Genomic DNA, 19,573 nt, shown 5'->3' with positions numbered 1-19,573 from the left:
AATTTTCATAGTTTGGCATCAACTTCCACATGTTCTACCCGTACAGCGTTGGCGTTTGGCAAGATTTCGTATCCTAGCCGAGTGCTGATTATTTTAACAAAACTGGCACCAAGAAAGATGAGCTGGGAAGTGTAGTACACCCAAAGCATCAATAAGGCCAACACACTTGCCGATCCAAATGTGGATGACACATGGCTGTGGCCTATATACATCCCAATGCCTATTTTTCCAAAAATAAAAAGTGTGGCGGTAAACGCCCCACCCAACACTGCTGCCTTCCAATGGATCTGCGCATCTCCCAAAAATTTGAACATAATGGCAAAAACCAAAGCGAGTACCACAAAAGAGGCCAAATGCTCATACAGATAGGTGAATTGGTAATCGGTGTGCAGGTTGTTTCCATGTTTTACTAAAAAACTATTGATGGCCGTACTCGTCAGAACAAGAAAGAACATCACAATCAAAATGAGAAAAGAAACGGCATGCTTGGACAGATAGTTGATGATACTGCTTTTCGGCTTTGCTTTAATGTTCCATAAACTATTGAAGGCATTGTGGATTTGGCTGAACATTCCCGAAGCGCTCAAACCTAAGGTTACAAACCCAATGATAGAGGTTACAACTCCATTATGCTGTACATGCTGATTTTTGATAATGTCCTCAATTTGGGATGAAGCCTCAGCTCCCAAAATATCGCTTAGTTGTCCATATATTTCTCCTGAGACAGCCTGTTTACCGAACAAAAGCCCCAAAATGGAAATAATGATCATTATCATGGGCAACATGGAGAAAACGGCGTAATAGGCCAAAGCAGCTCCTTTTTGAAAGGTATTTCCGCTAAAGAAATGATTGAAAACTTCCTTTATGAATTTTATCATGAAGAGGTGAATGGATTAGAGTTTCGCATCATAAAAATAAGGATGTGAGCTTGGTAGGCACAAAATTAGTGGCTTTGAAATAGATTGTTTCACAAAGCGGCTAAAGTTGTTTCTTTATTTCGCATGGATTCCCAAAGGCTAAAACGTTATCCGGAACGTTTTTGGTCACTACACTCCCTGCACCAATGGTCACGTTGTTGCCAATGGTAACACCAGGGAAAATTACCGTGTTTCCACCTATCCAAACATTATCCCCTATAGTCACAGGTTCAGTGGAAGTCAAGTATCGTGATGATTGTCCATCATCCACAATACGATCCGAAGCTTTTAAAGGGTGATTGGCAGTATAGATTTGAACATAGGGTGCTATCAATCCGTTTTTGCCAATGGTAATTTTATTGTTGTCCAAAAACATACAGTTGGTATTCACAAAGGTGTTCTCCCCAATGGAAATGTTTTCTCCATAATCGCAAAAGAATGGTGACTCTATCCAAACGCCATTTCCTTTGAACCCAAACAACTCATCCAAAATCTGCTCTCTTTCTTCAATTAATTCCGAATCTAGCTTATTGTATTGTTTCAAAAGCTTCCGCGCCCTGTGATACATTTGGATCAATTCCGAATCCCTGGAATTGTAATAATCACCGGCCAGCATTTTCTCTTTTTCGGTCATGGAATAGTGTTTATGTGTGCTTGGGTGATGTGGTTTGTCCTGCTATACCACAACTTTCGGTCATGGTGTATTCCCTTTAGAGATAAAATCCACCCATTTTTACCTAGCAAGATACCTTTTTAAATGCAAAAAACGGTTCGGGTTTAAACCAGAACCGTTAGGATTTTTATAGCTAGGTACAAAACTGTTTTTCGAGACTCAGTTGGGAGAATGAAGTCCCATTTTATTGCCTTCCGAGTCAATAAACAAAGCGAAAAAGCCCATCTCATCCGCATGCGGAGTTTTGGGAACCATGATTTGCCCCCCGCTTTCCTCCACTTTGTCAAGAATGGTTTGGAGGTTGTCACCCCCGTTGAGGTAGATCGTTGTTCCGTCCGCCGAAGGTTGCAACCCTTCTTCTTTGGTAATAACCCCAGTGACCAGTTGCTCTTCATACGGTAAAATGCCCATTTCCATCTCCGGCATCTCGAATTTTTCAATTTTTAGATCCAAAATATGCTCATAAAAATTGATGGCTCTGGTAATGTCCGTGGCAGGAATCTCAAAAATTGAAACATAACTTTTCATATCGTTTGTATTTTGGTTTTGGGTTGCATCCATTTGTTTTTTTTCCAATTCCGGTTTGGCTTTGCCGTTACAAGCGGCAATGACCAACGCCAATAATGCCACAGAGAGCTTAATACTAGTTCCTTTCATGTTGTGCGATTCATTTATAGGGACTAAACTAAATCGCTGGTAAAAAAGGAAATTGTAAAAATGCGACAGCTGGATTTATTTGTAGAAAAGGGTGGAAAGGGCCATGTTCTCGTTCCCTAAGAATTCAGAGGGATTAATTCCCGTAAACTCTTTAAAATCTTTGATAAAATGTGCTTGGTCAAAGTATTCATTTTCGTAGGCGATGGTTGTCAATTTGTCGTGTTCCTTGTTTAATAACATTTTAAGGGCACTTTGCAATCGAATTACCTTACCGAGTTGTTTGGGAGAGATACCTACTTGTTTTGCGAATTTCCTTTCCAATTGCCTTCTTTTTGATAAATCGTCTTTAAGAATTTTACGTATGGCAGGGCTTCCCTTGGATTCTAAAAGAACATCTATGGTTGTTCTTACAATTTGATCTATGGTGGATGGATTGCTAAGTTTCTTTAAAAGAAACGCTTCAATAATGGCTATTCTTTCTTGTGTAGTGGTGGCTTGAACCATTTTTTGTTCCAATTCCTTGGCAGGTTGCAGTCCAAATAGATTTTCCTGTGGGGTTTCTTTGTCTACCAAACTTTTAAGGGTAGTATTTACAAAGTTGGCAAAACCATAGGGATAAAAACAGATGGCAAAAGTGTCAACATCACCTATGGGTTCAATATAGTATGATTTGGTTCTTTGCCCCATGACCATGGCGCAGGGGTGCAGAACAAATTCGCTATCGGAGATGTACCGTTTGATAGGGTCTCCAAAATTGAAGGTCATTTCAACAAAACCATCAGGAATAATTTTTTGCTTTGGGTTGTTGGGATCAAAAGGGACTTCCAAGGTCCAATAAAAGTTGATCAAGGCCTCCAATTCGGGGCGTGGCTGATAGGTCTGATAATTCATGGCTCAGCTGTATTTCCTAGCGTTTGGTTATAAAATCGGTAGCCAAAATGGCGTAATGAAAATTATCGGACCAGCCCTGTTTTAAGGGTAAAACCTGTCGCTTTCTACCCTCCTTGGTCATTCCCACTTTTTCCAGCACTCGGATGCTGCCCAGGTTCTCAACGGCACATCCGGCCTCAATACGATGCAAATGGAGTTCGCTGAAACCAAATTCCAATAGTCTGTGCAACGATTCCGTGGCATAACCCTGCTTCCAGAAATTGGAATGAAGTTTATACCATACTTCGGCAATTCTAAACTTCGGAGGGCCTAAGTTCATAGCAATCAAACCTATGAATTCCCCATTTGCCGCTGATTCTATTTTTAGTGTGAAATGTCTGCTTTCCCCATTATTGTTTTTCACAATCCAATCCTTGACAATTTGCTCAGTTTCCTCAATATTTTCTGGAATCCCAAGGGTGTTGAACTGGTCTGTTTCAGGCAGAGAATGCAATTCGTGGATTTTCTCTAGATCCGTTAGGGAAATATGGGATATTAATAATCTTTCGGTTTCAAGTTTAACTTTCACAAGATGTCTTTAAAGGAATTTTCAAGCTTCATATTTCATTACAGAATCATCGAATTCCATAGATAAAAGGCAAAAACCACTACTAGCGTGATGTAGGCATAGATGGCCGAGGTGTTGAACAACGCACCCTCATTTCCAGCCGCTAGATACACAGATTTTAGCACTTTTTTATACTGGTACCATTTGAGTTGCGGTTGCCAACGTACTTGATTGATATAATAAACAGGCAGCATGATCATGCCTAGCAGAATCACAGGAAGAAAAAGCAAACCCAACATCGTCAAACCTAACATGAAAATCGCAACCAATTTACTTGCAAGACTTTTGTAATGAACCACCTCGCCGTTTTCCCTTTTGGCATTTTTGGCCCTTACATAGATACTGCTCACTACAATGGATAGGGTCTGTGCATCGGTGATCCAGTTTGGGATTTTTATATCCCCAAAAACCCATTGGACGGGTTGATACAACAACTGAAAAATGGGATGCACCAAATCTCTATAAAAGTTTAGGATTTCGGCAGGGCTTAGCGCCAGTTTGAAGTCAAATCCAATTTGCAATAGACTAGCTATGGAAGAAGCAGATAACGCAATACCCAAAATACTCCAAATTTTACCTGCCAAATTGCCCATGCCCTAAGATAAGCTAATTGTATTACAAAGGACTTTAGTTTGTGGCGAAGTCAACATAAATGAATTTGAATGGCTACTGCTTGAAGCATGTCCAAATTTGTCCATGGTTTACTTTGTAAAGTCGTCTACTTCCTTGAAAATTTCCACGGAGACCCGCTCACCCAAATCATGCATGGATTGCATTTGGGTTGGTTTGCTATCGCTCCAAAACTGCTGCCAATCTTCTAGCGAATCCCATTTGGCGATGGTTTTTATTTGGCTTCCATCAGCTTCTCCCTGAAGCATAAAACTACCTTGCGCCCCTTTAACTTCTTCATGAATGCTGTTGGTGGTTCTTGTCCAGGTTTTTATAAATGCGTCCAGATTTTCCGGAGCTACTTTCCAGCTATAGATGATTCGTATCATTTAATTGCTTTTTAGAGGTAATTCCCATCTGACGGATGGCCAAATGTTCAATTACGCAACTGAATGATAAATGTAACCAATGGAAACCGGCATTTTTGATAAACAACCAAATTTTATCAATAAAAATGAAAGCAAAAAGCCATAAACCTAATTGGGATATGGCTTCAGGGAGAGGTGTAAGTATTTAACTGTGATATTTATTTCGTTCTTCAGTAAGCTCGCTCAGGTATTGTACAAATTCAAACTGATTGCCATCCGCATCGGCAAAATAATCCCTGATTCTAAATTGTTCCACTTCTTTTGGGTAATCCCTTTTGTATCCCTTACTTAAAAGGTTATGGGCTATTTCTTCCACGTTGGGCACTACAAAGCCAATATGGTTTATGCCTTTTTTGTCATAGTTTTTTTCTACCGGAAGGTCACTGAGTTTTGCCTGGTTCAATGCTATGTAGGTATGCTCGTCACCTAGATGAACCCATTCCCGGGTACCATGGCCACCACCCCTTATTCTGAAATGGGGAAAGGCGGTTTGAAAAAACCTTATCGCTTCTTGAAGATCGTTTACGGTGATATTGGCGTGTTCCAGATATATGCTTTGTGTCATAACATGTTGTTTTTGTTCAGAACAAAGGTCGAAAGAGCCAAGGAGGTGTAAAATGATCTTAGGTACAGAAAACTACCTGTACTTAAGTACAGTATTGTAACCGCTGATGAGGTTAGACGCTTAGGAGTCCTCTTTTTAGTCCAATATCCACCGCTTCCGTGCGATTATTGGCATTGAGCTTGGATAAGATGGCCGTGATATGGAATTTCACGGTCCGTTCCGTGATGAACAATTGTTCCCCTATTTGTTTGTTGGTAAGTCCCTCCTTGATCAAATGAAGTACTTGTAACTCACGTTTGGTAATTGGCAAGTCAGGATAATGAAAGCTTGGTACGGAAGAATCGGCATCCTCCAAATCTTCCGTTTCACGGAACAGTTGGGATAAATTGGAATGCAGATCCCCTAATTTTTGATGTACTTCCTTAAGCGTACCCTGATCGGAAGTTGAACTTTCAAGACAAGCCTTTATTTCTTCCAACTCTGGAAAAATCACTTTTTTAGAGACCTTGGCCAATGTGGATTCCGAATGGGCAATTTTTGGATGGAATGGCGGTTGCAGACGCGTCCGCTGAATAGCTGCTCCAACCAATTCACTGATGGTATTCAGTATGGTTAGCTCTTTTTGGTTGAGTTTACGGGTTTCTTTACTCAATAGGTTGATCAGCCCCACTTTTTCATCGTTAACATGGATTGGAATAGTGGCATGAAACCTTAAATCGTTGGTGCCGGTGCTAATATCCTGTAAGCGCGTACAGGCAATTTCACTAATGTTCAAGGCTTGATCCATTTCGTCAGATAAATACTGTTTTATGCAATAGCATCGCCCGGCGAGTCGTTCAGGATGGTTGCTCAGTGCGGGCGGTAAATTGTGGGAAACAGCCAGATAGACCGATTTGTTATCGGGTTCGGTAAGCCAAATCCAACCCGTGTCCATATCCAGGATTTCAGCCATCTTCTCCAAAGATTTTCGCAACACGGAATACAAGGAAAACTCCTTGTTTAGCTGACTTGCGATTGCATATAAGTGGGAGAAATAATCTCTATCCGTCATTGGGTACAACTATTTTGAAGGCTTTGGCAACATTTTGTAAAGCACAAGTCCACTAAGCCATCCGCCAAGTAGTCCTGTGGTAATCCCAACGGTAATCCAAAAAACAACGTGATTGGTAGTACTGTTTTGAAGATCCATGTTAAGATCAAATGAGGAATAAACAACAAATAGGATAACCTCTCCAATAAAACTGGCAAAAGGGAAGGATAGCACAGCTATCAACCATTTCACCTTATTTGTTGAAAAGGAAAGTATGCCTATCCATAATCCTGAACCCAAGGCCAAATAAGCAAACAGAATGTCATAGTCCAATTCCCCTGGAATTACGGTCTGGTAGTATCCAAACCAAAATAATAAAACGAATGCGAGGGTCGCCAAGATAATTCTGATCCGTGAAATTGAGATATAATCTTTAAGCACTGACTTTTGGAACAGAAACAGTATTGACGCCACCACGGCCAGCGCTACGCAATGGGCAATGATTTGGTTTGTGTTCAACTCACGACCATGATTTCCGGTAAGCCCGTGGGCAATGGGAGTATAGAGCAAATAACCTATCAAAAACCCGGTAATATTGGCCAAAATCCATTTCTTGAGAAAAACTTTTTTTGTCATGGAATTCGCTTAAAGAAGAACAACAAACATGGTTCTGTTTGAAGTTAACCAAAATCAATGACTTAGTTGCTCAAGGTAAGTGAATTGTTCCTTGGTTCTTGCTAATTGTACACTGATTTCAAGAATTTGGCTCCAGAGAGTAGAGGGTAGATGCAAATTAGAAGTAGTTGGATCCTCTGGTCTTGATCGAATGAACTCACCTCGACTTCTTCCCAAAGCCAAGATGAGTTCTTTTGCCCAACCTATTAGTCCTTAGTCAAAAATTCCTGGGTAGTGATCATTGTGGCCGTATGTAGTGCAAGTGTCTTATAGGAGGCATCCAATAACTCGAGGCTGGTTGAACCTATGGCATCGGAAATAACAATGGTTTTATATCCATTCTCTGCGGCATCCCGCGCATGCGATTCCACACAGCCTTCTGCCAACATGCCTGCTATGTAGATTGTATCGACGCCAAGCTTTTCCAAATGTTCTTGAACTGAATCCGCCCAAAAAGAAGAAAAACCTTGACGGAAAGGAAGTACCTGTTCCTTTTTCAAAGGACGTGCCTCTGGAATAAAGGCAACCCCATCGGAATTCATATCCAACAATTGATTTTGGACAATGACCCCTTGAATGGCATTTAAAGGCTGGTACCCTTTCATCTTTTCATAGTCAAACCCAACCGGGGAATGAATTATTGGAATGTTGCGCTTTCTGGCCTCTATAAGTACCCGTTTTAGATTTTCTCTTACCTTGTTCTTGGCCTCGGCATCTTTGGTAAGGCCCCAAGCCTTACCATCTTCAGAAAGTAAATCCACTTGCGCCGAAGTGATGAGCAATACGGACTTGGCTTCTTTTCCATTTTGGGCATGGATGGGAGCTGTCAATAGGGTTATCGCTATGATGAATACTATATGTTTCATTTGTGTCTGAATTTTAAGGTTGATAAGAATTAAGAAAAAGGATTTACATCGGCAGAAGGCCCATAAATTGAGGGTAGTGCAAGTTCCAAACTCCTAAGGTAGGTGGACAGCTGCCCTCTGTGATGGTACCAATGATTCAATACAAAGGTTCTGATAAATGCCACTGTGGGCATTTCGGCCAAGGTATTTCCATTGTCCGTGAGTTTCCAGTTGGCATTCAACCACTGATCTGTTTCGTTTTCCGCAACGGACTGTACGGCTTTTTTGCTTTTCTCCAAGCCTTCCAAAATATCATCTTTGGTAAGCGGTTGTGGATGGTTTACAATTACGGCTGCTTCCACTTGTCCATCTTTGGCATAGCCAAGGTTGAAATAAGGAATGGTGGCCACATGAAGTGCCAGTTGCCCCAAGGTCATTGCTTTGGCATGCGGTTGATAATGTAATCGGTCTTCAGGGACAAGCTTGAGCAGCTGCGTTGTGGAAATGATTTCTTGCTCCATTTCCATGGAAATTTGTTGTGCATTCATTGTTCTTTGTTTTGATTAAAAATGATGCCACAAATTTCATCTAGGGTGCAGCTTTGGAACGGTATCTTTTGATACAGTGACCAAAAAATTATGTCAATTCAATCCCTTTTCGGTGCAGTTTCACCTTTTCATTGAGCTCAAATTGCTTAAGGATGCGGGAAACGACCACTCTGGTAGTGCCCAGCTCGTTGGCAAGCTCTTGATGGGAAATCTCAATAAGGGAGGTTTTGTCTTTTTCTTTTCTGAAAAGCAGGTATTCATTGATTCGAGTGTCGATATGCTCAAAAGCTACGCTTTCAAAAGTACCGAGGAGTTCATCATATCGGTTTCTAAACGTACGTATCACAAAGGTGTTCCACGATTTGTACTTGGTTTGCCATTGGGTGATAAAGGGGGTTGGAATGGCAAGAATGGTGGTATCCGTTGCCGCGACGGCCTTGGAAGGACTTTGATTGTTAAAAAAACAGGCGGATAAGGACATCATGCAAGTTTGGCCTGGATCCACGTAGTACAACAAGATCTCCCGTTCCTCACTGGTCTGAAAAACCCTGATGGTACCTTTGAGTACAATAGGGAGTACTTTAACGTATTGCCCCTCACGAACAATAACATCCCCCGTTTTAAATTCCAAGATTTGCCCATGTTCCAGGAGTTCCTCTTTAAGCTCAATCTCGGTTAGAAAATGAAATTTCTTAAGAATTTCTTGTTTATGGGGTATGGGGGTAGTGTTCATTGCTATTAAATCGCTGGAATATATTAAGTGTCTTTACATGTCGAGTATTTAGTGGTTATAGCATACATTCAAGGTCAGGATTGAACACGCTATTTTTTTTCTCATTGGTATTTTTTGATCACTTTTTCCACCCGTTTTCTTTTGGATTCTTTCTCCAAATCGTTGAGTCTTGAAGTTAATGTTTTTAAGAACAGCGCTTTGTTTTTATCGTTAATTATGGGCATTGCCCTTTCCGCATACATGGGAAGCTGATTTGGAGCACTTTTCAAAAGCTGTTCCAACAGCAATGGAAAGGTGTTTTCTGCATAGTTATTAAGAGCACATAGTTTGATCAAAATATTCACGCCGTGGTCTTTGGTAATCACAGAACCCTTGTCGGATGCCTCTAGAATTGCAGGCAAATGGTTGTAAATTTCCTTCGGTTTTTCATTCGTTATGGTGCCCAGTGCCGTCATTGCTCCCCATTGAAGTCGATTGTTTTTACTTATTAAATGCGAAACAAATTCGTCAACGTAATTGGCAATCAGCTTCGGGTCTTGGTCGCCAATTTCATAAAGTACTTTAATGCAATCGTTTTGAATGGCTTTGGTATTGAATAAATTGTCAACCAGTTCTTTTACGGCCTTTTTGTCCTGCGCAACTACAATTTCTTTGGCCAGCTCTTGATTTGGAACTTCATCTCTTCGGTTAAGGGATGAGGCCAACTTGGCTATGATGTCTATGTTGTTTTCCATCTTTCTGGATAGGGTTTTCAGATATCACTTTGCAACCCTCACAATGTATAAAAACTTGCTTCATAAAGGCCAATTTACAGGTTTTAATTCTGCTTGCCCTTGCTGTTTGGTTATGATTTTGAACCTTAAAATACCACTGTAAGGTATCAAAACTTTATACCAGGAGCCAAAACCAACTGAAAGAAAATCAATAGCAGAACAAGGAGTACTATGGGTAACACATACACTTTTTGATCAAGCCTGTTTGGCGTATGTTTTACATGCTTGATTGTATGGGCGGAAGCCCATATCCATGGAATGGAATAAATAAAAACGATAAAAGGAGTAATCGCCTGACTCATTGGAGGCACTCTAAAAGGAACAATCATTAAGCTGCCTACAAAAGCCGCTCCCACGGCTATAAACCGAATATACTTGAATTTTACCTTCGGGTTGCTGTGATCAACATCCTCCGGAGCAAATTCGAAAAGAAGCCGGCCAAACAGCATCACAACCAAAGGGGTGGCAAAAATGCATATCAGAGCTAGTATTATGAGAAGAGGTTGACTCAAATCCAAATACCCTACAAGCGCTTGGCCAACATCTGTGTTTGGAGCTAAATAAGCCACTGTGACTTGGGGCAAGGATTGAATAATTCCATGAAAGGCAAGCCACAGAACAAATAACTTCCAGATGCTTTGGGAGTTTTTAATGTATCTGTAAATGACCAAACAAATTAACCCGATCAAAAAAATGGCCAAGGCTCCAGAACCTTGCATCAAATGCATCATGGGGTGTTCTCCTTCCCAGGTATGATTATTGTGATATAAAGATGATTCCAGGCCAAGCACTTTTTTCCCCAGAACAAGAAATACTTCCTGTAGAAAAAAAATGAAATTATATGCCAAGGCATACAGAACTGCAGAATTGATCAGGGTGTTGAAGGTGACCATACCTTTTGGGGCCGATAATCTTTTATAACTGACCCAATTAAATGCCCCCCAAAGTATAGGGCCCAATAATAAGGCGGCAAAACATACTTGAACTATTATCATTACCTAGCTATTTTTTATTGCAGGCTATGTTTCCCTGCAATAATTTTTCCAGTAAGACTTCTAATTCAAAAATGAGGTTACATAAATAGTGCAAATATTTATAAGCTGGGGATGTTGTAATGGTCGCGGTAAGGGTAGACAGGATTTAAAATCCACTACTTTTCGATAAGAAGCTACTCAAATAAATGCAGAAACGGTCTGGGTCTGTACCCAAACCGCTATAGCTTAACCCAACGTTGGGCATGGTGTTTTATTCTTCTGGTTTGGTATAGGTCACCATATCAATTCCAATTCCGTTTGGGTCTTTTATGGCAAAATGTCTATCGCCCCAGGGTTCATTCCGAATTTCAATTTCGATGGGAACACCTTTGTCTTTGAGTTGTTGGTATACTTTATCCACATGCGCAACTTCAATAGTCAAATAAACACCTTTTCCATTAAAAGCCGATTGGAAAATGGGTTTTTGGCTGGGGTGATCAGGTTGTAAAAAACTGATTTCCGCAGAATGGTCAGGGGTGTGAAGCAATAGATAAAATTCGTTTTCAAAACGTACTCCAAAGTCCAGAACTTCTGTGTAGAATTGCTTTGTTTCCTGCAATTTTTCGGTAATTATTCCTGCGTTAAGTTTCATTTTGTTTGTTGTTTGTGCACTCGTCAAGCCAACTGTAAGAACAAATGCAGTTACTACTAATGCTTTCATTGTCAACTATTTTGTTGCTGCAAATCTAGACGGGCAAGAAACGGGGGCATTGTAAAAATCGGACAAACTTAACTGAAGGCCTCCGAAGGTGTTACCCCATAAAATGTTTTGAAGTTTTTGATGAAATGGGCCTGGTCAAAAAAACCAACATCAAAGTACAGTTTGTTTTCCTTTAGACTTTGGGTTGAAGGTTTTGCATTCAAAATATGCTGAAAACGCACAACATTACTGAACGATTTGGCCGTAGTTCCGATATAAAAGTTGAAAATTCTGCGAAGTTGTCGTGGACTTAAACCAGTATTAAGGTCTTTTTCGGTGTCCAAATGTCCATTTTTTTGGAAAATCAGGTTCAGGGCGTCCAAAAAACGGTGGTCGTAATGAACAGCTTGTTTTTTTAAACATCCATTTATTTTTTCATTGAGCTTTTTTACAATGGTGTCGAAGGAATCCATCGCTTTGATTTCTGAATGGATCCATTCGGAAAAATCGGGCAGGACATTGTTGAGGTCTTGGGATTGGTTGCTTAAAGTTTTGGCGTTCACGGCAAACAAGTGCGGGAATGCAGCAGGCAAAAATCGAATACCGATATAATCAAATTCTTTTCCAATAGGGAATTGTACATACTTTCGGGAAAATCCCATTACAAAATTTTCGGTCGGTCGTTTGTGGTTGAAAAAAATGTCTATACAACCGTCCGAAACAACACGGTAGTTATAATCTTGCTTTAGCGGATGTTGCGTTTTAAGTTGCCAAAAGCAGTACACAAAATTCTCGATTTCCTTATTCGGTTGGATTTCGTGATAACTAGGTTCGTCATCCTTGGCCGAAACCGCAGGTTGAATCGGTTTGTAGTGTTCTCTTATGGTTTTCAGTTCACTCACTGGGGTAGTCTTGCTATATGCATGATGGTCTCCACCACTTTTTCATTCCTACATTTCCATTTGAGATGAACCACCGTCATTGTTAAGTTATGTATTTAATCATCACCTCTACCCAAGTATGCTCGGATTGATTTTATTTTTTGATGGGAATCAAAGGTTATGACATCAACCACATGGAGTTCTTCGGTGCTGTCGACGGTAATTTTAAGCTCGGCGGCCACGGTATCTGTATTTTCATAAACAGAAAGCACATCAATGACTATGGAATCTGCAGCCTTGAAGTTTTTCCTAGTTTCATCAATTGCTTTCTCCTTTCCTTCAACCCGTATTTTCCAGTCTCTTAATACAATGTTTTCTGAAAACATCTCTTGGATACCATCCAAGTCCTTTTCCGAATATTTTTCCAGATAGTCCAAGCATAAAGCCTTGTTGGATTTTTGGGTCATAGGCTCATTTTTTTCTATTCGTCTAACAAATCCAATTTCCAACCAGGATTTGGTCGTTTTTCTTTCCAATCCCAATAAGTTCCATAAAAGTCATCGTGAAGCATCGAGTCCATTTCGTTTTCTTCATCAAAATCCACTAACATGACTTCTTCCCATTCCCCGTATTCAATCGTTGGGTCCGTAGTTCCGTCCAATATATTCAGAAAAGAGAAAAACACTTCGGCAGTATTACTTGCGAAAACTTTTCTTAAAGCACTCTTTAAATTCGAATTTACTTCCAATTTTACCAATTCAGATTTTTCGGATTCCGTCAACCCTCCATTCGAAGGATAATTTATGAGTCGGTTTATCCTTTTATGTTTAAGGTCATTTACCGTGTGATTTGCACTTTCCTCAATCAATTGGTGAATTGAAACTAGAAGTGATTTTTTATTGTTTTCAGATAATTTCATTCTTGGTTTATAGGCAACTTTATTTATTAATTTCAGACTGTAATTCAGTCATCTTTTTATCAGTCATGGTTGCTGTTTTTGCCATTCCATTTATTGTTTCAAAGGTCAGCGTTAGAGCAACATTAGATGCCAATGCCATTTTTGTTTCTATTAATACATGAGCAATAGCATCAATTACTATTTTCAAGGTTTTTTCGTTATTCTCAAGGTTTATGTTTTTGTCAACAAACTTTCTTGTCTCATATCCAGCTTGAAGAGGTAGGAAGAATGGTTTATTATCATCAGGAATTGTCAACGAAAGATTTCCCCATTCCGTTTCTCCAACGTTCTTTGCATAATTTTCAAAAATCCCAGGCAGATCTGGAAAAGAACTGTCGTCAAAATGAGAATTGATTTTCCTTTTGATTGTCGCAAAAACTGATTCTTGAGGTAATTCATCCCAGTTTTCAACAGCCACAGGTCCAACAAGAATCTCGTTAATTTTTTCCGAAAAAATGGCGGAACCAGGTTCAAACTCGTGTTCATTAATCGAAAATTCGTTCGCAACTTCAATACATCTTTCTGCAACTATTGTTGACATAGCACAAAGTGCGTCTTCAACTCTGACACCTTTATCAGTTTGAATACTGGTATATACATATTTCACTAATTTTTTAGTCAGTTTTTCATCTGAAGGTTTGGTCAAAAAATCAAATATTCCCATTATTTCGTTTTAATGTTGCTTATCGGCCTGGTCCATGATTTTGTTCCGCGCTCTTGGGATGAATTATAGCCCGAGTAGTAAGCAGTTTTATTCAACACTGTACTTAACACTTATACTTTTTCTTAGAACACCTTTGTCGTTAATAAATGTTGTTGTCACATCCAAAGCTGTATCTCCACTTTCTAAAAGTTTTTCCATGAAACTGGAAAAAACAGTTTCGGATGCTTTCGTTTCCGAAATTTCGATCAGGTCGCCAATTTTCAAGTTTTTTATTTTCCCAAGTCGTTCAGCCCTTTTGTCCGCCTTTTCCAGTAACTTCTTATAAATCCTTTCCTCGGTCGATTCATTTTGCTCATAGTTTGTCTTGATCAAACTATAATCCAAGCCATTAGTTTGTTCAACCTTCTCAAGGAAGATTTCTTTTTCAATGATATTTGGAACAAAGACGGTGTAGCTTATTGGTTGAATTCCGGAAAAAGCTGCTAAAACAAGGTTAATTTGGTTTTCTTCAAATTGGAGGCTGTTCCTTTTTATAAACTCCAAAACCCTTTTGTTGGATTTCATTATTTTTTCAGTCCTTTCTTTGGTGCTTTCTTCTCCAAAATCGTAAACGAAGTCACCTTTAAGTAGATATTCGAATGATTTTGGTTTAAGAACGATGGTGTCCTTGACCAAAACCTCAATAAATTTTTCTTGAGAAATTCCAATTGTTGAAATGAGCAAGAATAGTAATGGCAGTCTTTTCATAGTTTAGTCAAAATTACATATTAGGGTCTCGGCTATGATTTCGTCCCGAGCCTTCAGGATGAATTATAGCCATTGTTGTGGCTAGTTTATTTTTTTAAACTCTCCATTTCTTAAACTCATTTCTTTAAAATTTTTGACATAAGACCTGAATGCGATTCGATTCTCACCGATTTCATTCAACAATTCCACTACCATACCACCGTCACCATTCACCATTTTCATTTCGTCAGATAGGCTCATCTTACTTTTGTCGAATTTCTGAATATAACTGCAATCATTTATCCATCTTATAGAGTAATAGACTTTGTCGCCAAATTGGTTGGTCTCTATTTGTTCCGAAGAAGTTCTTTTTATGGAATAATAAGACTCTGTATCTCCTGACATGATTATTTCATAAGATCCCAATTTGTAATTATTACAATTTGAATCTTGGACATTTACGGAAGTCAACAAGGATAAGGCAATAAGAAATGAGCAAATAATAGATTTCATGATTAGTTTAATTAGTCACAATGGTCTCGGCTATGGTTTCACCACGAATATTCGGGATGAATTGTAGCCATTTTTTACATGGTTACTTGTTCTTTATATATCCGTCTTCAACCATTAGGGCATGTGCTTTATCAATATCCTGTTTAGATTTTGGTTCGTCCAAATAATAAGGAAGTTTTGTTTTTTCGTTTACCAATCTAAGCATTTCACCATCAGCTATGAGATCCTCAATCGTCAAAATCATACTTTCGTCAAAATTATCGGGAACTTTTCCTTGCGAGAATTGACTTGCCATCCAAATGACATATTCCTCAATCGTCTTTTGCCCAACAGCATCAAGGAAAATTTGTTGAGGCCATTCACCCATGGTTATCATACGTGGGGATTTGTTATCAAAGGCATGTATCATTTTATCATCCAGCCAATCCCATTGTAATGTCCTTATAAAGTACTTTTCCTTATTCTGATAGTTTTGTAAAAAATTGAAAGTAGGTAATTCCTTCGGTTTCTTTTTAAATAGTCCGAACATAAGTTTTTGATAATACACAGAGGTCTTGACTCAAAGTAATTACTGAGCAATTACTTATAGCCATTGTTGTGTGGCGTTTTTAAATCCATTTATTAATTCCCAATGATAATCCGAGTTTATTTCAATTCGGACAATTCCTTTTGATTTGCTCCAATAAATTCGGTCGATATGTCCAGAATGTGATTTTTTCGATTTTCGGTCAATTCGGACGACATCATTTAACTCCATTCCACTTATTTTCAGCTTTTTGGGCTTCAATTTCATTAGAGTCTTTAAATCGGTTCCGTGATAATATCTTTTCTCATTTAGAATAAGGTCAAAACTTACTCTAATTTCGGATGTATAGTTTTGTTTCGCAACAGTAATTATTTCATCACAATTTTCACAATCCTTGTCCGATTGTACTCTCAAAATTTCTTTGCTTTTTGCCCAAAACATATCGCCAAGATTCGGCGGATGCTCACGCACAGTTATTTCCGTAATTCGGATGGTATCTATTTCAGATTTATTTGATTTGAAAACTAAAACCTCATTTCCATTGTAAGGAATTGATTGTTTCTCTTGTTTGGTCAGCTTTTTTGTTCGAAATGGATTGGTAAAGATATATCCTAACATAAATAAGATTAGGACTAGAAAATATGGAAGTAATTTAAGTCGGTTTCTCATTTTTGGTCAAATGCACTACAACTTGTTTATGGCTACAATTTACCCTTTTTTATACGCATAACCTTCCCATTGGCAGGATAAAACCTACTTTTTTCAACTTGCCATATATGGCATGAAACAACCCATGGAATTCGTTTTTCTTTGGATGCATGAAATACAAACCATTAACCAAACCCAAAAGAAACAGCTCTCCCATTTTATTAAAGAAGGCTATGGCTCTCCACAGGAGTTTGCCAAGGTGCTGGACCGTAACCTGGAAATGCTCTTTTATATAGAGGAAGAAGTATTTACCCCGCGCGAGGTGCAAAGTGTGGTCTCGGCGCTAAGGGGCATTGTAACAATCCTTAGGTTACGGGAAAGGAAAAAAAGCAAATGAAAAATTGAAAATGGAAAGTGGAAAATGGAAAGTGGAAAATTGAGCTTGAGCTTGAGCTTGAGATTTGAACTTGAATTTCAACCATGGTTGTTGGAATTTGGTGCTTTAAAGTTGTTTTTTTTGGATTGTTCGATTTCAAATCCCAAATCCCACTTCCTACTTCCTACTTTCGACATTTGACTTTAAAACTTACCCATAAAAATTGGCCGTTACCTTAAGACGCATTAGCACCGTGCTGCGCCAAAATGAATGAGCATGTTTTAAGCGGGAACAGGCTCTTTAAGCGTTCGCCCCTTGATCAACAGCCAGAACATAAACACCAGTTCCCCAAAAAAGGTAAAGAACAGGATGTCCAAATTGATTTCCGGGCTAACAAAGGCTCCCAGGGTGTGGATTATATACCCCAAGCCTGCAATCAACAATAGAATTGCGAAAATTTTTGGTACATAAGTGGCCTTAAAGACCAGTATGCCCAATAGTACCAAATACACCCCAAAAATGACCAGCCCAAAGGACCATTCCAATCTAAACGCATCCAAATAAAATTGCATGGATTGGGCCACTTCCGTTCCCGTACCTGAAGCGTACTGCTGTACAAGGGTCAATATTTTCACCAAATTGGTGAGAGCTATCAAGTACATGGCCGTGTAGATCAACCTAAACCAGGCCACAAGCAGGGAAAAGTAGCGTTGTACGGGTTTTAAAAAAAGATAGAGTGCCCAGGCCACCACAATATCGCAGAGCAAAGTGATCAAATGCAGAAAAATACTGGTGGTAAACAACAGCTTTTCTCTACTGATGTTTTCAGCTGTGGTCGCTGCATCATCCGCAATAAGCTTGGGAAAAATATAGAATTCCGCAAAGGGCACGGTAAGGGTCATGAGCAGTAGCCCAAGGCCCGCAATGAGGGCTGCGTTGCCCAAAGTTAAAGTCTTTTTGGTGGTAGTTGAGGTAGTCATAATGTCCAGTTTTTATCTAAGACCGATCACCTCGCGTTTTGTTACAAAGTTACTTTAAAAGGTGTTCAGGCTGTTGTGTATTCTTTCGGTTAAATCCTTCCGTACCTGTGCCTGTTTTGCAAAGGTTTTCCAAGATTTTACCACCGCATTGATCTCCTCAAGAATGCTTTTGCCCTTTTTTAGATTGTTGTCCTTGGCAATGGTCAAGAGATCTTCTTGGGTAATGTCCAAGCGCTTTCCGTTTACGCTCAAGGTCTGTTTGTTTACCCAGTGGTTGGTGGGATCAAATGAAAAACAAAGGTCGTAGGCAGGGGCCAGCCGCCATTCCCCGTCCTTTTTTAGGATAAAGGAAAAGTTCTTGGTGTGATCGTCATAGTTGGTGGCCAAAACGTTAAAAGCCATTCTTCGGAACATTTGCTCCGCTTCAGGGTAGGTCAATCGCAATATGCGCATGGTTTGGAACAGCTGTTCATAGCTGTAACCGTACATATCGTTAAAATCGTAATGCTGTAGCCCGCAAAGCGATTGGATATGGTGACGAGTGTTGCCTTCACGATCAAAACGCTGGGTCATAAAATGCGCCCTTCCGTTTTCTTCCAGCAGTTGGCATTCGCTCATTGCAATTCCGCAATCTTGGGCCATAAGATAATAGGCGTATTCCACACGCCCCCAACCCGAGCTTTCTCCAAACTGGTCTCCACTAACGCCGTCCAGTTTAAGCAGCCAATGTTCAAACCCTTTGGGCACATTGCCCTGCCCGGAGCGTACTTCCTTGGTCTTGGGATTATAGGCAATTACCGCCTTGGGACGGGCACCCCCGGCTGAGGTTCCTATTTTAAGGATATCCATCATGGCCTTTTCGTCATCCTTGTTCAGTTGGGTCAAAAAGGTTTCGCGTTCGTTCAGCATTTTTTGGGCCACCTCCACTAGGCTGTCCAGTTCCAGAGCGTAGGTGTAGGTGCCAGTTTTTATTCTGGCAGGGTCAAACTCCAGCGCCCCCATACCCCTTGTGCCTATAAAGCATAGCTTTTCCACAGGGTTCATGCTGTTTTCGGGTCGGCCTTGCTGGGTTAGCCAGATGTTGATCAACTTGTTCCCGTATTTGTCTGGTAGGGCGTCGGATAATAGACCTGGCAATCCCTTAAAGGCATCTTCGGTTTCACCTCGGCCTTTCCGCAATTCTGGAAAACTATGTATTCGAGATCCTTGGTCCAAGGGCATTTTAATGGGGGATAGGTCCCAGCCTTTATGAAGAAAGTTGGGATCGTACTGGAAGTACCCCAACCGTTGGGATTCGTCCCAGCGGATGGCACCTACCAGCTCGTTCCATATTTTTACCTCGGCCACATCTACCATCCTAAATCTTCTTTGTTGGGTTTGGGACTGGATTTACCACTGGCCCTTTGTCTTTGCTGTTTTTTGAGCTTGGCATACGCCAGAGGGCTTATTTCTTCGGAAACTTGAAAGGTATTCAGAACATAAAGACTGTTTAAGGCCCTAAGAATTTGGATAAGGCTCATTAAGGTAACGGGCTCGCCATTCTCTATTTTACTGATGGTCCATCGATTGAGCCCTGCCTTATCTGCCAATTGGGCCTGCGAGGTATCTTGCTGTAATCGTAAACGCCTGATATATAGCCCTAGTTGTTCCACTATGGCAGCGTCTGTCATATGAGT

The 19,573-nt window shown here is 40.0% G+C and carries 28 protein-coding genes; 1 reads left to right on the top strand and 27 read right to left on the bottom strand.

The genetic code is table 11. The features are described 5' to 3' along the window. Positions 1 to 5: 5 nt before the first annotated feature. The 24 genes from ACOOE0_RS17975 to ACOOE0_RS17860 all read right to left on the bottom strand — a co-directional run bounded on the left by ACOOE0_RS17975 (position 6) and on the right by ACOOE0_RS17860 (position 16,511). Entirely contained in the window at positions 6 to 878 is an 873-nt protein-coding gene (locus tag ACOOE0_RS17975) for a YihY/virulence factor BrkB family protein (protein WP_420400288.1), read from the bottom strand. Between the two features lie 100 nt (positions 879 to 978). After that, positions 979 to 1,551 (bottom strand): sugar O-acetyltransferase, encoded by a 573-nt coding sequence (locus ACOOE0_RS17970; protein WP_420400287.1) that lies wholly within the window; start codon positions 1,549 to 1,551, stop codon positions 979 to 981. A 198-nt stretch (positions 1,552 to 1,749) separates the two neighbouring features. Next, positions 1,750 to 2,247: a VOC family protein gene (locus ACOOE0_RS17965; RefSeq protein ID WP_420400286.1), complete on the bottom strand. Its 498-nt coding sequence runs from the start codon at positions 2,245 to 2,247 to the stop codon at positions 1,750 to 1,752. Between the two features lie 75 nt (positions 2,248 to 2,322). Continuing rightward, positions 2,323 to 3,138: an AraC family transcriptional regulator gene (locus ACOOE0_RS17960; RefSeq protein WP_420400285.1), complete on the bottom strand. Its 816-nt coding sequence runs from the start codon at positions 3,136 to 3,138 to the stop codon at positions 2,323 to 2,325. Positions 3,139 to 3,154: 16 nt separating this feature from the next. Continuing rightward, positions 3,155 to 3,706: a GNAT family N-acetyltransferase gene (locus ACOOE0_RS17955; RefSeq protein ID WP_420400284.1), complete on the bottom strand. Its 552-nt coding sequence runs from the start codon at positions 3,704 to 3,706 to the stop codon at positions 3,155 to 3,157. A gap of 38 nt (positions 3,707 to 3,744) precedes the next feature. After that, entirely contained in the window at positions 3,745 to 4,338 is a 594-nt protein-coding gene (locus ACOOE0_RS17950) for a hypothetical protein (protein WP_420400283.1), read from the bottom strand. Between the two features lie 108 nt (positions 4,339 to 4,446). Further along, entirely contained in the window at positions 4,447 to 4,743 is a 297-nt protein-coding gene (locus ACOOE0_RS17945; protein ID WP_420400282.1) for an antibiotic biosynthesis monooxygenase family protein, read from the bottom strand. A 184-nt stretch (positions 4,744 to 4,927) separates the two neighbouring features. Beyond that, on the bottom strand, positions 4,928 to 5,347 hold the full coding sequence (locus ACOOE0_RS17940) for a VOC family protein (RefSeq protein ID WP_420400281.1): 420 nt from the start codon (positions 5,345 to 5,347) through the stop codon (positions 4,928 to 4,930). Between the two features lie 112 nt (positions 5,348 to 5,459). After that, positions 5,460 to 6,398 (bottom strand): LuxR C-terminal-related transcriptional regulator, encoded by a 939-nt coding sequence (locus ACOOE0_RS17935; protein ID WP_420400280.1) that lies wholly within the window; start codon positions 6,396 to 6,398, stop codon positions 5,460 to 5,462. 9 nt (positions 6,399 to 6,407) lie between these two features. Beyond that, the gene (locus tag ACOOE0_RS17930) at positions 6,408 to 7,013 is read right to left on the bottom strand and encodes a hypothetical protein (protein ID WP_420400279.1); all 606 of its coding nucleotides are present in this window, start codon (positions 7,011 to 7,013) and stop codon (positions 6,408 to 6,410) included. A 245-nt stretch (positions 7,014 to 7,258) separates the two neighbouring features. After that, complete coding sequence (locus tag ACOOE0_RS17925; RefSeq protein ID WP_420400278.1) at positions 7,259 to 7,918, bottom strand: cysteine hydrolase; 660 nt, start codon at positions 7,916 to 7,918, stop codon at positions 7,259 to 7,261. A 29-nt stretch (positions 7,919 to 7,947) separates the two neighbouring features. Further along, positions 7,948 to 8,445 carry a DinB family protein gene (locus ACOOE0_RS17920; RefSeq protein ID WP_420400277.1) on the bottom strand — a complete coding sequence of 166 codons (498 nt, stop codon included), beginning with the start codon at positions 8,443 to 8,445 and terminating at the stop codon, positions 7,948 to 7,950. Positions 8,446 to 8,533: 88 nt separating this feature from the next. Further along, a complete protein-coding gene (locus tag ACOOE0_RS17915) occupies positions 8,534 to 9,178 on the bottom strand; it encodes a Crp/Fnr family transcriptional regulator (RefSeq protein WP_420400276.1) in 645 nt (214 codons plus the stop codon). A gap of 101 nt (positions 9,179 to 9,279) precedes the next feature. Continuing rightward, positions 9,280 to 9,912, bottom strand: coding sequence for a hypothetical protein (locus tag ACOOE0_RS17910; RefSeq protein WP_420400275.1), 633 nt, complete (start codon positions 9,910 to 9,912; stop codon positions 9,280 to 9,282). Positions 9,913 to 10,058: 146 nt separating this feature from the next. Next, positions 10,059 to 10,946 (bottom strand): hypothetical protein, encoded by an 888-nt coding sequence (locus tag ACOOE0_RS17905; protein WP_420400274.1) that lies wholly within the window; start codon positions 10,944 to 10,946, stop codon positions 10,059 to 10,061. 250 nt (positions 10,947 to 11,196) lie between these two features. Next, on the bottom strand, positions 11,197 to 11,577 hold the full coding sequence (locus ACOOE0_RS17900) for a VOC family protein (protein WP_420402241.1): 381 nt from the start codon (positions 11,575 to 11,577) through the stop codon (positions 11,197 to 11,199). A gap of 137 nt (positions 11,578 to 11,714) precedes the next feature. Next, positions 11,715 to 12,527 (bottom strand): AraC family transcriptional regulator, encoded by an 813-nt coding sequence (locus tag ACOOE0_RS17895; protein WP_420400273.1) that lies wholly within the window; start codon positions 12,525 to 12,527, stop codon positions 11,715 to 11,717. A gap of 95 nt (positions 12,528 to 12,622) precedes the next feature. Beyond that, positions 12,623 to 12,973, bottom strand: coding sequence for a nuclear transport factor 2 family protein (locus tag ACOOE0_RS17890; RefSeq protein ID WP_420400272.1), 351 nt, complete (start codon positions 12,971 to 12,973; stop codon positions 12,623 to 12,625). 14 nt (positions 12,974 to 12,987) lie between these two features. Beyond that, complete coding sequence (locus ACOOE0_RS17885; protein ID WP_420400271.1) at positions 12,988 to 13,425, bottom strand: hypothetical protein; 438 nt, start codon at positions 13,423 to 13,425, stop codon at positions 12,988 to 12,990. A 19-nt stretch (positions 13,426 to 13,444) separates the two neighbouring features. After that, positions 13,445 to 14,128 carry a hypothetical protein gene (locus ACOOE0_RS17880; protein ID WP_420400270.1) on the bottom strand — a complete coding sequence of 228 codons (684 nt, stop codon included), beginning with the start codon at positions 14,126 to 14,128 and terminating at the stop codon, positions 13,445 to 13,447. An 87-nt stretch (positions 14,129 to 14,215) separates the two neighbouring features. After that, positions 14,216 to 14,875: a hypothetical protein gene (locus ACOOE0_RS17875; RefSeq protein WP_420400269.1), complete on the bottom strand. Its 660-nt coding sequence runs from the start codon at positions 14,873 to 14,875 to the stop codon at positions 14,216 to 14,218. Between the two features lie 81 nt (positions 14,876 to 14,956). Further along, positions 14,957 to 15,259 carry a hypothetical protein gene (locus ACOOE0_RS17870; protein ID WP_420400268.1) on the bottom strand — a complete coding sequence of 101 codons (303 nt, stop codon included), beginning with the start codon at positions 15,257 to 15,259 and terminating at the stop codon, positions 14,957 to 14,959. Positions 15,260 to 15,449: 190 nt separating this feature from the next. Further along, positions 15,450 to 15,914, bottom strand: coding sequence for a hypothetical protein (locus ACOOE0_RS17865; protein ID WP_420400267.1), 465 nt, complete (start codon positions 15,912 to 15,914; stop codon positions 15,450 to 15,452). Between the two features lie 36 nt (positions 15,915 to 15,950). Then, complete coding sequence (locus ACOOE0_RS17860) at positions 15,951 to 16,511, bottom strand: hypothetical protein (protein ID WP_420400266.1); 561 nt, start codon at positions 16,509 to 16,511, stop codon at positions 15,951 to 15,953. Positions 16,512 to 16,686: 175 nt separating this feature from the next. Between ACOOE0_RS17860 and ACOOE0_RS17855 the strand changes: the two genes are divergently transcribed. Continuing rightward, a complete protein-coding gene (locus tag ACOOE0_RS17855; RefSeq protein WP_420400265.1) occupies positions 16,687 to 16,938 on the top strand; it encodes a hypothetical protein in 252 nt (83 codons plus the stop codon). A gap of 260 nt (positions 16,939 to 17,198) precedes the next feature. Here the strand turns inward: ACOOE0_RS17855 and ACOOE0_RS17850 are convergent, their stop codons facing one another. Genes ACOOE0_RS17850 through ACOOE0_RS17840 form a run of 3 tightly spaced genes read right to left on the bottom strand, consistent with a single transcriptional unit; the run spans position 17,199 to position 19,567 of the window. Then, the gene (locus tag ACOOE0_RS17850) at positions 17,199 to 17,897 is read right to left on the bottom strand and encodes a DUF4386 domain-containing protein (RefSeq protein ID WP_420400264.1); all 699 of its coding nucleotides are present in this window, start codon (positions 17,895 to 17,897) and stop codon (positions 17,199 to 17,201) included. 54 nt (positions 17,898 to 17,951) lie between these two features. Next, a complete protein-coding gene (locus tag ACOOE0_RS17845; protein WP_420400263.1) occupies positions 17,952 to 19,253 on the bottom strand; it encodes a type II toxin-antitoxin system HipA family toxin in 1,302 nt (433 codons plus the stop codon). After that, positions 19,247 to 19,567, bottom strand: a complete 321-nt coding sequence (locus tag ACOOE0_RS17840; RefSeq protein ID WP_420400262.1) for a helix-turn-helix domain-containing protein — start codon at positions 19,565 to 19,567, stop codon at positions 19,247 to 19,249. Before ACOOE0_RS17840 ends, ACOOE0_RS17845 begins: the two co-directional genes overlap by 7 nt. Between the last annotated feature and the right edge of the window lie 6 nt (positions 19,568 to 19,573).

It is taken from the genome of Flagellimonas sp. (assembly GCF_965215805.1).
GTDB lineage: Bacteria > Bacteroidota > Bacteroidia > Flavobacteriales > Flavobacteriaceae > Flagellimonas.
This window is presented reverse-complemented; position numbering and strand designations above follow the sequence as displayed.

Excerpts from the sequence above, each read along its gene's own strand:
- ACOOE0_RS17880 (WP_420400270.1), bottom strand. The coding sequence starts at position 14,128 with ATGGGAATATTTGATTTTTTGACCAAACCTTCAGATGAAAAACTGACT.
- ACOOE0_RS17915 (WP_420400276.1), bottom strand. The coding sequence starts at position 9,178 with ATGAACACTACCCCCATACCCCATAAACAAGAAATTCTTAAGAAATTT.
- ACOOE0_RS17930 (WP_420400279.1), bottom strand. The coding sequence starts at position 7,013 with ATGACAAAAAAAGTTTTTCTCAAGAAATGGATTTTGGCCAATATTACC.
- ACOOE0_RS17875 (WP_420400269.1), bottom strand. The coding sequence starts at position 14,875 with ATGAAAAGACTGCCATTACTATTCTTGCTCATTTCAACAATTGGAATT.
- ACOOE0_RS17965 (WP_420400286.1), bottom strand. The coding sequence starts at position 2,247 with ATGAAAGGAACTAGTATTAAGCTCTCTGTGGCATTATTGGCGTTGGTC.
- ACOOE0_RS17970 (WP_420400287.1), bottom strand. The coding sequence starts at position 1,551 with ATGACCGAAAAAGAGAAAATGCTGGCCGGTGATTATTACAATTCCAGG.
- ACOOE0_RS17975 (WP_420400288.1), bottom strand. The coding sequence starts at position 878 with ATGATAAAATTCATAAAGGAAGTTTTCAATCATTTCTTTAGCGGAAAT.
- ACOOE0_RS17885 (WP_420400271.1), bottom strand. The coding sequence starts at position 13,425 with ATGAAATTATCTGAAAACAATAAAAAATCACTTCTAGTTTCAATTCAC.
- ACOOE0_RS17920 (WP_420400277.1), bottom strand. The coding sequence starts at position 8,445 with ATGAATGCACAACAAATTTCCATGGAAATGGAGCAAGAAATCATTTCC.
- ACOOE0_RS17940 (WP_420400281.1), bottom strand. The coding sequence starts at position 5,347 with ATGACACAAAGCATATATCTGGAACACGCCAATATCACCGTAAACGAT.
- ACOOE0_RS17855 (WP_420400265.1), top strand. The coding sequence starts at position 16,687 with ATGGAATTCGTTTTTCTTTGGATGCATGAAATACAAACCATTAACCAA.
- ACOOE0_RS17860 (WP_420400266.1), bottom strand. The coding sequence starts at position 16,511 with ATGTTAGGATATATCTTTACCAATCCATTTCGAACAAAAAAGCTGACC.
- ACOOE0_RS17845 (WP_420400263.1), bottom strand. The coding sequence starts at position 19,253 with ATGGTAGATGTGGCCGAGGTAAAAATATGGAACGAGCTGGTAGGTGCC.
- ACOOE0_RS17935 (WP_420400280.1), bottom strand. The coding sequence starts at position 6,398 with ATGACGGATAGAGATTATTTCTCCCACTTATATGCAATCGCAAGTCAG.
- ACOOE0_RS17890 (WP_420400272.1), bottom strand. The coding sequence starts at position 12,973 with ATGACCCAAAAATCCAACAAGGCTTTATGCTTGGACTATCTGGAAAAA.
- ACOOE0_RS17850 (WP_420400264.1), bottom strand. The coding sequence starts at position 17,897 with ATGACTACCTCAACTACCACCAAAAAGACTTTAACTTTGGGCAACGCA.
- ACOOE0_RS17960 (WP_420400285.1), bottom strand. The coding sequence starts at position 3,138 with ATGAATTATCAGACCTATCAGCCACGCCCCGAATTGGAGGCCTTGATC.
- ACOOE0_RS17870 (WP_420400268.1), bottom strand. The coding sequence starts at position 15,259 with ATGTCAGGAGATACAGAGTCTTATTATTCCATAAAAAGAACTTCTTCG.
- ACOOE0_RS17840 (WP_420400262.1), bottom strand. The coding sequence starts at position 19,567 with ATGACAGACGCTGCCATAGTGGAACAACTAGGGCTATATATCAGGCGT.
- ACOOE0_RS17910 (WP_420400275.1), bottom strand. The coding sequence starts at position 9,912 with ATGGAAAACAACATAGACATCATAGCCAAGTTGGCCTCATCCCTTAAC.
- ACOOE0_RS17905 (WP_420400274.1), bottom strand. The coding sequence starts at position 10,946 with ATGATAATAGTTCAAGTATGTTTTGCCGCCTTATTATTGGGCCCTATA.
- ACOOE0_RS17900 (WP_420402241.1), bottom strand. The coding sequence starts at position 11,577 with ATGAAACTTAACGCAGGAATAATTACCGAAAAATTGCAGGAAACAAAG.
- ACOOE0_RS17945 (WP_420400282.1), bottom strand. The coding sequence starts at position 4,743 with ATGATACGAATCATCTATAGCTGGAAAGTAGCTCCGGAAAATCTGGAC.
- ACOOE0_RS17925 (WP_420400278.1), bottom strand. The coding sequence starts at position 7,918 with ATGAAACATATAGTATTCATCATAGCGATAACCCTATTGACAGCTCCC.
- ACOOE0_RS17950 (WP_420400283.1), bottom strand. The coding sequence starts at position 4,338 with ATGGGCAATTTGGCAGGTAAAATTTGGAGTATTTTGGGTATTGCGTTA.